This is a genomic window from Chryseolinea lacunae, from assembly GCF_016735595.1.
GTDB lineage: Bacteria > Bacteroidota > Bacteroidia > Cytophagales > Cyclobacteriaceae > Chryseolinea > Chryseolinea lacunae.
This window is the reverse complement of sequence record NZ_JAERRB010000004.1, coordinates 260,706-274,830: the sequence shown is the minus strand read 5'-3', so window position 1 is coordinate 274,830 and position 14,125 is coordinate 260,706. Positions and strand designations below refer to the sequence as shown.

At 52.9% G+C, this 14,125-nt stretch carries 10 protein-coding genes and 1 pseudogene; 8 read left to right on the top strand and 3 right to left on the bottom strand.

Annotation, left to right across the window (positions count from 1 at the left end):
- Positions 1-45: 45 nt before the first annotated feature.
- The 4 genes from folP to JI741_RS13945 all read left to right on the top strand — a co-directional run bounded on the left by folP (position 46) and on the right by JI741_RS13945 (position 5,636).
- The gene (folP, locus tag JI741_RS13960) at positions 46-921 is read left to right on the top strand and encodes a dihydropteroate synthase (RefSeq protein ID WP_202010462.1); all 876 of its coding nucleotides are present in this window, start codon (positions 46-48) and stop codon (positions 919-921) included.
- Positions 922-980: 59 nt separating this feature from the next.
- Entirely contained in the window at positions 981-1,844 is an 864-nt protein-coding gene (cdaA, locus tag JI741_RS13955; RefSeq protein ID WP_202010460.1) for a diadenylate cyclase CdaA, read from the top strand.
- A 36-nt stretch (positions 1,845-1,880) separates the two neighbouring features.
- A complete protein-coding gene (locus JI741_RS13950; protein ID WP_202010458.1) occupies positions 1,881-5,093 on the top strand; it encodes a caspase family protein in 3,213 nt (1,070 codons plus the stop codon).
- Positions 5,094-5,183: 90 nt separating this feature from the next.
- Positions 5,184-5,636 carry a hypothetical protein gene (locus JI741_RS13945; protein ID WP_202010449.1) on the top strand — a complete coding sequence of 151 codons (453 nt, stop codon included), beginning with the start codon at positions 5,184-5,186 and terminating at the stop codon, positions 5,634-5,636.
- 84 nt (positions 5,637-5,720) lie between these two features.
- Here the strand turns inward: JI741_RS13945 and kbl are convergent.
- Positions 5,721-6,913: pseudogene (kbl, locus tag JI741_RS13940) on the bottom strand (glycine C-acetyltransferase).
- 29 nt (positions 6,914-6,942) lie between these two features.
- A complete protein-coding gene (locus tag JI741_RS13935; protein ID WP_202011089.1) occupies positions 6,943-7,275 on the bottom strand; it encodes a hypothetical protein in 333 nt (110 codons plus the stop codon).
- Positions 7,276-7,363: 88 nt separating this feature from the next.
- Here JI741_RS13935 and JI741_RS13930 point away from each other — a divergent pair, with 88 nt between their 5' ends.
- Positions 7,364-8,320: an NAD-dependent epimerase/dehydratase family protein gene (locus JI741_RS13930; RefSeq protein WP_202010447.1), complete on the top strand. Its 957-nt coding sequence runs from the start codon at positions 7,364-7,366 to the stop codon at positions 8,318-8,320.
- Here the strand turns inward: JI741_RS13930 and JI741_RS13925 are convergent.
- The gene (locus JI741_RS13925; RefSeq protein WP_202010445.1) at positions 8,314-10,746 is read right to left on the bottom strand and encodes a T9SS type A sorting domain-containing protein; all 2,433 of its coding nucleotides are present in this window, start codon (positions 10,744-10,746) and stop codon (positions 8,314-8,316) included. The two genes, JI741_RS13930 and JI741_RS13925, sit on opposite strands and share 7 nt — an antisense overlap.
- Before the next feature lie 62 nt (positions 10,747-10,808).
- Here JI741_RS13925 and JI741_RS13920 point away from each other — a divergent pair, with 62 nt between their 5' ends.
- From JI741_RS13920 to JI741_RS13910, 3 genes are read left to right on the top strand one after another with little or no spacing between them, the layout of a single operon-like run.
- Positions 10,809-11,588 (top strand): enoyl-CoA hydratase/isomerase family protein, encoded by a 780-nt coding sequence (locus tag JI741_RS13920; RefSeq protein ID WP_236676064.1) that lies wholly within the window; start codon positions 10,809-10,811, stop codon positions 11,586-11,588.
- Between the two features lie 46 nt (positions 11,589-11,634).
- Entirely contained in the window at positions 11,635-13,077 is a 1,443-nt protein-coding gene (locus tag JI741_RS13915; RefSeq protein WP_202010435.1) for a lipopolysaccharide biosynthesis protein, read from the top strand.
- Positions 13,078-13,120: 43 nt separating this feature from the next.
- Positions 13,121-14,125, top strand: coding sequence for a sugar phosphate nucleotidyltransferase (locus tag JI741_RS13910; RefSeq protein WP_202010432.1), 1,005 nt, complete (start codon positions 13,121-13,123; stop codon positions 14,123-14,125).

Genomic DNA, 14,125 nt, shown 5'->3' with positions numbered 1-14,125 from the left:
GAGGCAAACTTCTTAATTTGGATCATCATTTCAGTACAACCCTCCATGAAATCTGCGCCCGAAAATAATTTATTTTCCCCAAACAAAACACTGAACCTCCGTGGCCGGCTGCTCGACCTGAGCATTCCCAAAGTGATGGGCATCCTCAACGTGACGCCCGACAGCTTCTACGACGGCGGGCGCTTCACCACAGAAGCCTCCGTGCTGCAACAAACCGAAAAAATGCTGAACGAAGGCGCCACGTTCATCGATGTGGGTGCCGCCTCCACACGCCCCGGTGCAACCGAAATCTCCCCCGAAGAAGAACGTTCACGCGCCGTACAGGCCATAAAGGCTATTCACAAAAATTTCCCCGACGCGTTCATCTCCATCGACACCTACCGGGCCGATGTGGCGGACGCGGCCGTGCAGGAAGGCGCAGCCCTCGTGAACGACGTTTCCGGCGGCTCGCTCGACCCCGCCATGTTTGCCCGCGTGGCCGCCCTGAACGTGCCCTATGTGTTGATGCACATGCGCGGCAACCCGCAAACCATGACGCAACTGGCCACCTACGAAAATCTGCGGAAAGACCTGCTGGACTATTTTCACGAAAAAATTTACCAACTGCAGCTTCTGGGTATTAAAGATGTGGTGGTCGATCCGGGCTTTGGGTTTGCCAAGGGGCCAACGCAAAATTTCGAACTGCTGCACCACCTGGAAGATTTTCACATCCTGAACAAACCGCTGCTGGTGGGGTTATCCCGTAAGTCGATGATATGGAAAACGCTGAACATCGCACCGGCCGATGCCCTCAACGGCACCACGGTGTTGAACACGCTGGCCCTGGCAAAAGGAGCCGCCATCCTGCGCGTTCACGATGTGAAAGAAGCTGTGCAAGCGGTGACGTTGATCTCCACCGGTAAGGGAACGCACAACGGCTGACCTATTTTATGTTTGCTGCTTCATCGCTACTTCATCAATCGTCGTTACCTTTGTAATACATGGTCTTTCTTTTTAAAATAGGATTTCTGGAAGTGAGCTGGGTCGACTTTGTCGACATTGCGTTGGTGAGCGTGTTGCTCTACCAGGTGTATAAGCTCATTCGCGGAAGTATTGCCGTGAACATCTTCCTGGGCATTCTGGCACTCTACCTTGTGTACCTGATTGTGCGCGCGGCGCAAATGGAATTGCTGGCCACCATTCTGGGGCAGTTCATGGGCGTGGGGGTGCTGGCCATGATCATCCTGTTTCAACCCGAGATCCGGAAATTTCTATTGGTGATTGGTCGCGGCACGGAGTTCAAGGAAAATTTCTTCAAGACTATTTCAAACTGGCGCCATCAATATCACGACGACTTCGACATCAGCGAAATCATTGAAGCCGCCAAAACGCTGAAGGCTTCCAAGACGGGGGCGCTTGTGGTGTTTTCGCGCGACACCGAGCTAAAGTTCTATGCACAAACCGGCGACGCCCTCGACGCCTCTGTGAACAAGCGGTTGCTGCTCTCTATATTTAATAAGAACAGTCCATTGCACGACGGCGCCGTGATCGTGCACAAGGGTCGCATCAAAGCCGCACGCTGTGTGTTGCCTGTGAGCGAAAACGACAATTTGCCGGCACACTTTGGTCTTCGGCACCGGGCGGCGGTGGGCATGTCGGAAAACACCGACACGCTGGTGATGGCCATCTCGGAAGAATCGGGGCGACTCATCCTGGCGCGCAATGGCAAATATCTGCGCTCGCTCAAACTGAAACAGGTGGAACAACGCATCCTGCAATACCTCCACAACGACGAACCCGCGCGGTGGGAAGAATTGAAGGAAGAAGAGCCCGAGCATACGGAGCCTTCGCCTGCAAAAGCTTGATCTAATTCTTTACCTTCGTGCCAAATATCTTTCGGCATGAAACGCGTCGTTTTTATCCTTCTTCTTTCTCCATTCTATTCCTTGTGTCAGTCGCTGGAAACCATCATCCAGAAAGGACATGAGCTGGCTGTTATCGCTGTGGCCGTGAGTGCCGACAGCAATTTTGTGGCTACCGGCAGCCGCGACAAATCGGCCAAACTTTGGGAGATGAGCACCGGCCGCGAGGTGCGCAGCTTCCTCGGACACGAGGCCTCCGTGACCAGTCTTGAATTTACACGCGACGGAAAATATTTACTCACCGGCAGCAATGACAAAACGGCGAGGCTGTGGGACGTGGCAACAGGACGCGAGATTTTTTCTGTGGCCAGCGAAGACATTGTGACCGACGTGGCCCTGGACCCGAAGATGAAATTTTTTATCGTAGCCGGCTACGCCAACACCGCCACCGTGTTTGACTACGACACCCGCAAGGTGCTGGCCGACATCGAAATCAATTCCGAAAAAGGGGTGGGTGGCGGCATCGACATCAGCATCAGCCCCGACGGCAAGTTCATTACCCTGGGCGAAGACAATCACATCGCCCACATCTATCAAACCTCCGACTGGAAAAAAATACACAGCATCACCTATGAAGAAGGCTGGTGTGGTGGCTGCGGCGCGCGCACCGAATTTGGCCGCGATGGGAAAAGTCTTTATCTCGCGTCAAACAACGGCCCCCTTCGGAAATATGAACTCCCATCGTTTAACCTTATTAAGTCATACGAGAAAAAATCGAACGATCTGAAAGGCCTTGCCATTAGCCCCGATGGCAAGCGTGTGGCCCGCTCCACCGAACGCGACGTGCTGATCTATGATGAAAAAACGGGAGCCCTGCTGGACAGCATCTCGGCAGAAGGCCTGGGCGAATTTCACGAGCTGGCCTTTACACTCGACAGCAAACGACTGCTCATCTCTTGCGACAACAACACATCACTGGTGTGGAACCTCGCGTCAAAGAAAGCCGACAAGCCCCTGACAGGATTTTTGAACGAACGCGATCGCGGCGGACTCACCTACGACCCCAACTTCTATTGGCAGTCGAACATCGCGAAGTTTGTGCGTTTCAAAAACGCGGTGCTCATCACGCGGGATGGAAAAAATCTTATCAAAGGAAAATTCGGCACCAAAGTGAAACGGTGGGACATCGCCACCGGCAAAACATTGATGGAATATGTGGGGCACAAGAAAGCCGTGCTTTGCTATGAACTTTCCAAAGACGGCCGCCGCATGCTGACGGGCGGTGGCGACGGAAAAATTATGCTGTGGGATGTGGAAACCGGCGACTCGCTAAAATCCATCAATACCTATCGCGAGCCCATCTTCGACATTCATTTTAGCAGCGACGAAACCACGGTGGCCTCTTCGAGCTGGGACGGCACCATGAAGGTGCACGATTTGAATACCGGCAAGCTCATCACCTACGTCGACCTCGACAACGCTTCGACCTATAGCCTGGTGTATCACCCCAACGATCTCTACCTCTTCACCGCGCGCCTCAACAACACGCTGCAAATGTGGGAGCTCGACACTAAAAAAGAAGTTCGCAATTTTGTGGGCCACACCGATGTGATTTCTTTTATTCAACTGAGTCTTGATCAAAAAACTTTATTAAGTGCCAGCTGGGATGGCTCCGTGAGGTTATGGGATGTGGGCACGGGATTGATGACCAAGAAATTCAAAGGTCACCATGGCGCTGTTCACACGGCCATGTTCGGTCTTGACGGCAAAACAATTTATTCGGCCGGCGCCGACCGAACCATTCGCGTGTGGGACATGAACAGCGCGACGGTGGTGCGCACCTTCGAGGGCCACAAGGCCGAGGTGACGTCGCTGGCATTTAGTGCCGATCAGAAAATGCTGATCAGCCACAGCCTCGACGGTGTCACCAAATTTTGGGACATGAGCTCGGGCAAAGAATTTCTCGAACACATTCACCTGGGCGAAAAAGACTGGATGGTGAAAAATCCGGAAGGCTACTTCAACAGCACTGGCGAAGCACGACGCTACATTCACTTCGCGAGCGGCATGAAGACCTATGCCGTTGACCAGTTTTTTAACGAATTTTATCGCCCCGATTTGCTGCCACGCATTTTTCAAAACCGTGGAGGCAAAGAAGACTCGAAGGGCATACAGGGTAAACTGAAAAGCTCGCCCCCGCCCACGGTAAAGATCGCGATCATCCCAGGCCTGCCCGGCAAGGCAGAGGTGTATGTGCGCATCATCGACAACGGCAACGGTGTGGAGAACCTGAAGCTGTTTCACAATGGCAAAAACATTCCACTCGACCGCGACGCACTCACGTTTCCGGCATCGCGCGGCCAGGCCACAACCTATAAACACGATGTGGACCTCATTGGCGGCCCCAACACCTTTATGGCCACCGCCAGCAACAAAGACAACATCGAGTCCGACCCGCAAACCGCCGAGTTGTTTTCCGATCATGCCACCAAGAGCAGCACCTGCTATGTGTTGGCCGTGGGCATCAACGAATACAAAAACAGCAAGCTCAACCTGAACTATGCACGCCCCGATGCCGAGTCGTTCGGGAAACTGATGGACGCGAAGAGCACGCTGTTCAAAAACATTGAACTCACCACGCTCTACGACACCGACGCCACGCGGCCAAAAATCCTCGCCGCCCTCGAAAACCTCTCAAAGAAAGTGAGCCAGGAAGACGTTTTCATTTTCTATTACGCGGGCCACGGCAGCATGGTCGACAATCATTTCTATTTTATCCCCACCGAAAACCTGCGCCTCTACGACGCCAGCTCGCTCACAAAAGAAGCCATCGAGGCCGGCGTGTTGCAAGACAAGTTCAAACAGATCAAAGCCCTGAAGCAACTCATTGTGATGGACGCTTGCCAGTCGGGCGGGTCGGTAGAGTTGCTGGCCACGCGCGGTGCCAGTGAAGAGAAAGCCATCGCGCAACTTTCGCGCAGCGCCGGCATTCACGTGATGGCGTCGGCGGGAAGCGAACAGTTTGCCACAGAATTCAGGGAGCTGGGTCACGGCTTGTTCACCTATGTGCTCATCAAGGGACTGCAGGGAGAAGCCGATGGCGCGCCAAAAGATGGAAAGGTTACCATCTATGAGCTGAAGTCATATATCGACGACCAGGTTCCGGAGATGACCCGGAAACTGAAAGGCAACCCGCAGTATCCGTATACGTTTTCAAGAGGACAGGACTTTCCGGTGGTGATTGAAAAGTAGGAGTGGGATGAGCAGGTTGGCGGAAAGTTTGCAGAAAACGTAACAACAAATGGTTTTTTTTGTAAATTCAAATACTTTTTTCCTACTCATATGGTAGAAGCCAGTCCCGTTAAATTTTACTTCGCTAAATATTTCTTCCTCGCCTTCAGTATTCTGCAATGGCTCGCTGCCGCTACGATCTTTTTCCGGCATCCTTTCACGGCGAAAACGTTCTTCTTTGCCCTTGTGTTTATCACCATCGGCATGCTCGCTTTCTTTTTCTTTTTGCTCATCACCGAAAAGGTGCGTCGCGTGGCCGTAGGTAAAAACAAAATTGTGGTCACAGAAGGCGATCGCAACGTTCGTTTTGCATGGCCCGAAGTGAAGTCGCTCACCATCGTTCCCTTTGTTAATCTCTATAGGCTGAAACTGAAAGGCAAAAAGGGCTGCATCTATTTCTTCCCTTCCCAAAACATCGACCCCGCCTTTGGCCTTCTCTCCAAAGACACTTCCAAGATGGGCGACATTGTGCAAAAACGAAAGAAGGAACTTGGGCTGAAGTAATTCTATTCCACGACTCAATCTTTATACATCATAAAAAAAGCCACCCCGATATGTCGGAGTGGCTTTCTCTTTTAAGAGTGATTTTTATTTTATAACACCCAGCTCTTTACCGACGGCAGTAAACGCTGCAATCGCTTTATCGAGGTGGTGTTGTTCATGAGCAGCCGAAATCTGCACGCGGATGCGCGCCTGACCTTTTGCCACTACCGGGAAGAAGAAGCCGATCACATAGACTCCTTTCTCCAGAAGCTTGTCGGCAAACTGTTGGGCCAGCGGTGCTTCATAGAGCATGATGGGAACAATGGGATGCTCGCCAGGCTTGATGTCGAACCCGGCCTTGGTCATTTCGTCTCGGAAATAGTGCGTGTTCTTCTCCAGCTTGTCGCGCAGCGCGGTGGTTTCCGAAAGCATGTTGAACACTTCAATAGACGCGCCCGTGATGGACGGTGCCAGGGTGTTCGAGAACAGGTAGGGTCTTGAACGCTGGCGCAGCAATTCGATAATCTCTTTTTTGCCCGACGTGAATCCGCCCGACGCGCCACCCAACGCTTTGCCCAACGTGCCGGTGATGATGTCTACCTTGTCCATCACGCCGCGATGCTCGGGCACGCCGCGTCCTGTTTTTCCGATGAAGCCCATCGAATGGCATTCGTCGGTCATGACCAGGGCTTCGTATTGATCGGCCAGTGCGCAAATTTTATCCATCTGCGCAATGGTGCCGTCCATGGAGAACGCGCCGTCGGTGACGATGATGATCTGGTTAGCGCCCGCCGCGCGGGCATCGTCCAGTTGTTTTTTCAGATCGGCCATGTCGTTGTGCTTGTAGCGATAGCGCATGGCTTTGCAGAGACGCACGCCGTCGATGATGGATGCGTGATTAAGTTCGTCGGAGATGATGGCGTCTTGCGCGCCGAACAGGGGCTCGAACACACCGCCGTTGGCATCGAACGCCGCGGCATAGAGAATGGTGTCTTCGGTGCCAAGAAACTCGGAGATCTTTGCCTCCAGTGTTTGGTGAATGTCTTGCGTGCCACAGATGAAGCGCACCGACGACATGCCAAAGCCGTGGGTGTCGATGGCCGCTTTGGCCGCTGCGATCACGCGCGGATGCGACGACAAACCGAGGTAGTTGTTGGCGCAAAAGTTAATGACACTCTTGCCGTCATCGGTTTTGATGTCGGCACCTTGAGGCGTGGTGATGATTCTTTCTTGAAGAGGCCGGCTTCGCGAATGCTAGCAAGTTCTTTCTGCAATACAGGTTGTAGCTTCTTGTACATACGTTATGTTGAAATGAGGGGTATTCGCATTAAGTCATTTTTGGCTTGGGCTTGAACACCGGGCGCGGCACTGCAGGCTTGGGCTGGGCTGTGACTGCCGGAGTTGGCGCAGCAGGCGCTGTCGTCACCGGCGTTGACACGGGCTCGGCCACCACGGCGGCAACAACCGTTGCTTTAGGCGGTTCGTGTTTCAAGGGATATTTGCGACGGACCGGGTTGATCAGATAAAGCTTCTGCGCGGTGAAGCTGTTGGGATGAATCTGCTCGAATTCTTGCTGCCAGGTTTTCCACACGGCGGCTTCGGCTTTTTGAAAAGCATCCGAATCGATCTTTTTGGATATCAAATAGGCTTCAAAATTCACGGCCGCTAAGTTAATTAAAATGCACCCCTAACACATGGTAGCTAAATGGTAAATTTTGGTAATTTCGCCCCGGAATTCTGAGGAAGATATGGGTAAGCAAAAAATTCTTGTAATCGGCGCCGGAGGTCAATTGGGTTCAGAACTGACGCAAGGTCTCTGGAGGTTGCATGGCAAAGAAAACGTGGTGGCCACCGACATTAAAGACGCGGAAGGAATTTTGGCCGAAGGCAATTTCGAAATCCTGGATGTGTTGAAGCGCGACGCTTTCACATCGTTCATCCAAAAAAACAAGTTCACCCAGGTCTATCACCTCGCGGCCGTGCTTTCGGCCACGGGCGAAAAAAATCCCGGCTTTGCATGGCACCTCAACATGGATGGCCTGCTCTATGTGCTCGACGCCGCCGTGGAATATAAAATCGAGAAAGTATACTGGCCCAGTTCCATCGCCGCATTCGGCCCCACCACCCCAAAACAAAACACCCCGCAAGACACCGTGATGGACCCCACCACGGTCTATGGCATCAGCAAACAAGCCGGCGAACGGTGGTGCCAGTGGTATCACGAAAAACATGGTGTGGATGTGCGCAGTCTTCGCTACCCGGGACTGATCGGCTACAAAACCAAACCCGGTGGCGGCACAACCGACTATGCCGTGGATATTTTCTTTCAGGCTTTGTCGGAGAAAAAATACGAATGCTTCCTGAAGCCCGACACCTACCTGCCCATGATGTATATGGACGACGCCGTGAAGGCCACGCTTGATTTAATGGAAGCCCCCGCCGAAAAAATACACGTGCGTTCCAGCTACAACATTTCGGCCATGAGCTTTTGCCCCGAAGAGATATCGGCCGAAATCAAAAAACATATTCCTGATTTTAACATCACCTACAAAGCCGACTTCCGTCAGGCCATTGCCGACTCGTGGCCGCGCTCCATCGACGACTCGCGAGCCCGCGCCGACTGGGGCTGGCAACACCGGTTCGGCTTGCCCGAAATGGCAGCCGACATCCTGAAAAATCTGCCGGAGTATCTGGCGGCTTATTGAATCACTACTTTGATGATCTGGCGCACATAGCCGGATGACACCTGGAGGAAATAAACACCCGGACGAATGCTGTCGGGCAGTTGAAGCACATTCACGTTTTCATCCAGCGATGCGCGCAACACCAGCGTTCCTGTTCCATCCAAAAGCTGCAACTGAACCGGCGTGTCCATGGTGTCGTTCAGCGCCACCGTCACACTGTTGTTTTTGATGGGGTTCGGATAGACACTCACACCCGACAGTGAGGTGCCATTGGCAGTGACTACGGGCGAATATTCGAAGACCTCATCCACGTCTACCATTTTCAGTCTGTAATAATTTTTGCCCGACAGCGGTGTGCGATCAAGATAATCGTACGACTTCGTGATGGCATGTCCGCCTGCGCCTTCGATGCGCGCGATGGCAACAAATTTCAGGTCAGTACCTGCGCGCTCCAGCTGGTAGTAGTGAAAGTTATCCTCACTCGAAGTCTTCCAGGTCAACTGGATTCCTTCGGCAACACTTTGCGCATCGAACGAGATGAGTTTCACCGGCAGCGGCGATAGTGTTCCGTTTATGGAGCCGATGTAAAAGTTGTTTGTGAGGTTGGCACCCGACAAGCTTATTCGTTCCACCAACGGGCTGGCTGGGGTTCCGGAGTTGGCAGGCGCAGGGCTTGCCACCACCGATCCGCTAAGCACAAGGCGCAAATGGGCCACGGTGGAAATGGTTCCAAAGCCGGTTCCTCCGGCGCGAAGTGAATAGGTGCCGCTGCTCAGGTTAGAGCTAACCGCCCAGAACGAATTCTGACGGCGCACGATGGCTTGTGCATCGGTGTCATTGAACGACACGTTGTTGGTGGTAGTAGCTCCCGTATGCGACACACGAATGTATCCGTTGGGGTTGATGCCGTTTGCACCCACATAGAGGGGGCGTGTGTCGGCCGCCGTTCCCATCGGGAAAAGTCCTGCCGCGTTTCCGATTGTAATGTTGCTGCCTCCGTTGAAATAGCGTGTGAAACTTCCTCCATACAACCAACCTGCGGTGTAGGTGAGCGTGCCGGGCGAACCCGATGCGCCCAGGGTCAATGGATTGCCGTTGAGGTTCACGTTACCGGCAGTCATTGTCAAAATGCTACTCACCGTAGCGAACGATCCGTTCAAAGTCAATGTGCCCGATGTTTTATTGATCGTGAGTCTGTCGAATGTGCTGAACGATGAACCGCCCAGATTTTGCGCAGCAGTTCCCGTAAACACTGCGGTCGAAGTGCTGTTGGCGGTGAGGGTTCCGTTGTTTGTGAAGTTTCCGCTGATGGAAAGTGTGTTGCCTGAGCTTAGGGTGATGGTTGCGCCCGGGTTAACTACGAGGTCACGTGCTACTGCCGTGGTGATGTTCACGGTAGGCATACGCGGCACCCCCGAAGGAATGGTGACGTCGGTTGTTGCCGTGGGCACACCGCTGCACCAGTTTGCCGTGGTGTTCCAGTTGTTATCGGCACCCGCCCCAATCCAGCCGCCGGCGCTGGGCACTACCGTGATCTTTACGGGAATGGACGTGCCGGTGCAACCCGACGCGGTCACCTTGCGGCGATACCAGATGGTTTGCGCAGGCGTTGCTGCTACGGTGTAGGATGATGCGTTGTTCACGGGAGTGGCCGAGGCAAATCCAGACGTCTGTGAAGCGGTGCTCGACTCCCACAGGTATGTTGGCGATGCTGCGCTGGTTGTGGCATTGAGCACGATGACGCCCACGGCCGAAGAACATTTCACCTGTGATGCCGTGGTGATGACGTTGGTGAAACCACAAAGGTTTCTACCCGAACAAGGACCGGTATTGCAATCGCCCGTTGAATCAAAAATTTCAGACGAACCGTTGGTGAGCATGCTACCGCCCGTGGTGATGTCGCCTGTGCCGATGATTTCGGCTGTGCCGCTGGTTTGAAAGTTATTGCTGATCGATACCAAACCGCCAATGGTGAATGTTCCTGCCTGGTTGCTGCTGTTGAGGTCACCGTTGATGATCCATGTGCCGCCGGCTTCTACCAGCACCGTCACGTTGTTGCCCATGGCCACGCTTCCCGTGATGAGGGTTGCGCCCGCCCTGACCGTGAGGGTCGAGAAGTTGTTGAGATTCATGTTGCCTTCGAGGGTAACGGTGCCCGCAGCAACTTCCCACACGCCACCGTTTCCAACAGAAACACCCAACTGCGAACCGCCCGGCATGTCGGTGGCACTGGCGTTAAAAATATAGTCGCCCGAAGAAATGGTCAGCGACCCGATATCCAGTATCAATGCGTTGTTGATGGTGGCGTTTGTTGTTCCGCCTGCGGGAACACCCGAAGTCCAAAGTGTGGCATCGCTCCAGTTTCCGCTGCCTGTTGTTGAGGTTTGTCCAAAAGCCACGGATTGTAGCAACACCGCCAAAATCCCCAAGACCAAATTCTTCTTCATAATTTATTTTGTCCCTTATCTAAAAGGTCAATAAGTTGCATCCGTCTAAAAACTTGATGCCCATGAAGAATTTTCGCACGCACTATGACACCCCTCACATATTGACTGTGACGGTATCAAGACCTGCCGCTTTAAATGCTTTGGATAACGAAACTCTGGATGGGCTGCGCGAAATTATACAAGAAGTTTACCAAAATGATGAGACCCGCGGAATAATTCTTACGGGCGAAGGCGAAAAAGCGTTTGTTGCCGGCGCAGATATAAAGGAACTTTCGGTGCTGAATGCCCAAGAAGCTTTGGCTTTAGTGGAAAAAACCCATCGTTTGTTCAAGCAAATCGAAGATTGTCCCAAACCCATCATCGCGGCCGTAAACGGTTTCGCTCTGGGTGGAGGATGCGAATTGGCCATGGCATGTCACATGCGTATAGCCACCGAGAATGCCAAATTTGGACAACCCGAAGTCACATTGGGAATTATACCCGGCTATGGCGGCACACAACGGCTGACACAACTGGTGGGCCGGGGCAAGGCGCTGGAGCTGATGCTCACGGGCGACATGATCACCGCCGCCGAAGCCAAAACCATCGGGCTGGTGAACCACGTGGTGGCTACACACGCCGACATGATGACCCTGGCCACGTCGATGCTCACCAGGATTTTGAGCAAAGGTCCCCTGGCAGTGGCACGGGTCATTCAAAGCGTGAATGCCGGCTATAGCTTCGAAGCAGACGGCTATAGCGCCGAGGCCCGCAACTTTGCCGCGCTCACCACAACCGCCGATTTCAAAGAAGGCACAACCGCTTTCATTGAAAAACGTAAACCGAATTTCACAGGAAAATAAAATAGCAGCACGCGGCACCATACACGATGCGGCGAGGAAACCACGAATGAGCAAACTAAAACGACTTGCCGGCGAAACCGTTCTCTATGGCTTGGGAAGCATCGTTCCCCGGTTTCTGAATTTTTTGCTGGTGCCGCTCCACACCAACGCGTTCTCGCCCGAGCAATACGGTGTGCTTTCGAAGCTGCTGGCCTATGTGGCCGTGCTCAACGTGATCTTCACCTTCGGCATGGAAACCGCCTACTTCCGGTTTGCCACGAAAGACGGAGCCGACGAACAAAAAGTTTTTAACCTCGCGCAAACCGTTGTTGTCATCATCAGCTTTGTGTTGTCGGGTGCGTTGCTGTTGCTGGCGCCTTCTATCGCCGGCATCATGGACATTGCCGGGCACGACGACCTGGTGATGTGGCTGGCCGCCATCATGTTCATCGACGCCGTGGTGGCCATTCCGTTTGCCCGGCTAAGGCTCAAGAAAAAACCGTTGCAGTTTGCTGTGGGCAAGCTCACCAACATCGGGCTGCTTATGGTGTTGAATTTTTATTTTCTGAAGATCGCCTTCAACCCTTCTGTGGGCGTTGGGTATGTGGTGCTGGCAAACCTGCTGGCAAACGCCTTTTACCTGTTGTTTTTTGCGCGGTCGCTCTTGTCGTGGCGGCCCGTCATCGACCGGAGCATTTCGCCGGCCATGTTCTCTTATGCCTATCCGGTGATGTTGACTGGGCTGGCGGGCGTGACCAACGAAATGTTTTCGCGGCAAACGCTCGACTGGTGGTTGCCCGCAAACTTCTATGCCAACCAGACTCCAGCCCGGGCGTTGGGTATCTTCAGCGCATGCTACAAGCTGGCCATGCTCATGAACCTGACGGTGCAGGCGTTCCGGTATGCCGCAGAGCCCTTCTTCTTTTCTAACGCAGTCGACAAAAATTCGCCGGCACTGTTTGCCCGTGTCAACCACTACTTCATCATTGTGTGCTGTGTGCTTTTGCTGGGGGCGGGCATCAACCTCGACATCCTGAAATATTTTCTGGGCAACGCCACCTATTGGGAAGGTGTGAACATCGTGCCCATTCTGTTGCTGGCCTACTTGTTTCTGGGCGTGTACTACAACCTCACGGTGTGGTTCAAGCTCACCGACAAAACCATCTATGGAACGCTCATCACGGTGGGCGGTGCCGTAGTGACCATTGCGGCCAACTTTCTCCTCATCCCAACCCTGGGCTACCTGGGCAGCAGCATCGCGACATTGCTTTGTTATTTCTCGATGACGGTTGGATGTTATTTGCTGGGACAGAAATATTATCCCATCCCCTACCAGGTCGGCAAGAGCATGGCCTATATCATTGTCACCACCGCCATCGTTTACGCCACCAATTCCATAATCATTCCCAATTTCTGGGTGGGCACGGCGGTTCATGGTGCAATTATTGTAAGCTTCGTGCTCGTTGTTTATCTGTTGGAAAAGAATCCGTTCAGACAACCGGCGACTTAATTTTTTTTTAGCTTTACTACAACCAAAAAACAAACTCTCCCGCATGAATATCATTATCCCGATGGCCGGATTGGGCAAGCGTCTTCGCCCGCACACACTCACCGTTCCCAAGCCCCTTCTTCCCATTGCCGGCAAGCCCATTGTGCACCGCCTGGTAGAAGACATTGCCAAGGTAACTCCCGAGAAAATTGATGCGATAGGTTTCATCATCCATCCATCCTTTGGCAAAGAAGTGGAAGACAGCCTGAAGGCCATTGCGCAGCAAGTGGGCGCCGAGGGCAAGATCTATTATCAGCAGGAAGCTTTTGGCATTTCGCACGCCCTGCTGTTTGCCAAGGAGCTCTTCAACGGCAAGGTGATTGTGGCTTTTGCCGACACGCTGTTCAAAGCCGAGTTCAAACTCGACACCACGCAGGATGGGATCATTTGGGTACAACGTGTGGAAGATCCTTCACAGTTTGGCGTGGTGAAGCTCAACGACAAAAAAGAAATTGTGGAGCTGGTTGAAAAGCCCACCCAATTTGTTTCGGACCTGGCCATCATCGGCATCTACTTCTTCCGCGACGGCGCCGCGCTTGCGAACGAAATGCAATACTTGATCGACAACAACATCAAAGACAAAGGCGAGTTTCAGTTCACGTCGGCCTTGCAGAATTACGCCAAAAAAGGAGCAAAATTCACCACCGGGCAGGTCACCGAATGGCTCGACTGTGGCAACAAGAGCGTGACCGTGCAAACCAACCAGCGTTACCTGGAATTCATAAAAGACCAGAAACTGGTGTCAGACAAGGCCACCATCACCAACTCGGTGATCATTGCCCCCTGTTTTGTGGGAGAAGGGGCTGTGATCGAGAATTCGGTGATCGGGCCACACGTATCGGTGGGTGAAAAAACGAAGATTTACGACAGCCGTATCAAAAACTCCATAATTCAACGCGAATCAACCATCCGAACAGCCATGTTGGAGAACAGCATGTTGGGGAATTTCATTATTTTTGAAGGTTCTAAGCTCGACTTAAGTCTGGGCGACTTCAATACAATAACGTGA

Excerpts from the sequence above, each read along its gene's own strand:
- folP (WP_202010462.1), top strand. The coding sequence starts at position 46 with ATGAAATCTGCGCCCGAAAATAATTTATTTTCCCCAAACAAAACACTG.
- cdaA (WP_202010460.1), top strand. The coding sequence starts at position 981 with ATGGTCTTTCTTTTTAAAATAGGATTTCTGGAAGTGAGCTGGGTCGAC.
- JI741_RS13950 (WP_202010458.1), top strand. The coding sequence starts at position 1,881 with ATGAAACGCGTCGTTTTTATCCTTCTTCTTTCTCCATTCTATTCCTTG.
- JI741_RS13945 (WP_202010449.1), top strand. The coding sequence starts at position 5,184 with ATGGTAGAAGCCAGTCCCGTTAAATTTTACTTCGCTAAATATTTCTTC.
- JI741_RS13930 (WP_202010447.1), top strand. The coding sequence starts at position 7,364 with ATGGGTAAGCAAAAAATTCTTGTAATCGGCGCCGGAGGTCAATTGGGT.
- JI741_RS13925 (WP_202010445.1), bottom strand. The coding sequence starts at position 10,746 with ATGAAGAAGAATTTGGTCTTGGGGATTTTGGCGGTGTTGCTACAATCC.
- JI741_RS13920 (WP_236676064.1), top strand. The coding sequence starts at position 10,809 with ATGAAGAATTTTCGCACGCACTATGACACCCCTCACATATTGACTGTG.
- JI741_RS13915 (WP_202010435.1), top strand. The coding sequence starts at position 11,635 with ATGAGCAAACTAAAACGACTTGCCGGCGAAACCGTTCTCTATGGCTTG.
- JI741_RS13910 (WP_202010432.1), top strand. The coding sequence starts at position 13,121 with ATGAATATCATTATCCCGATGGCCGGATTGGGCAAGCGTCTTCGCCCG.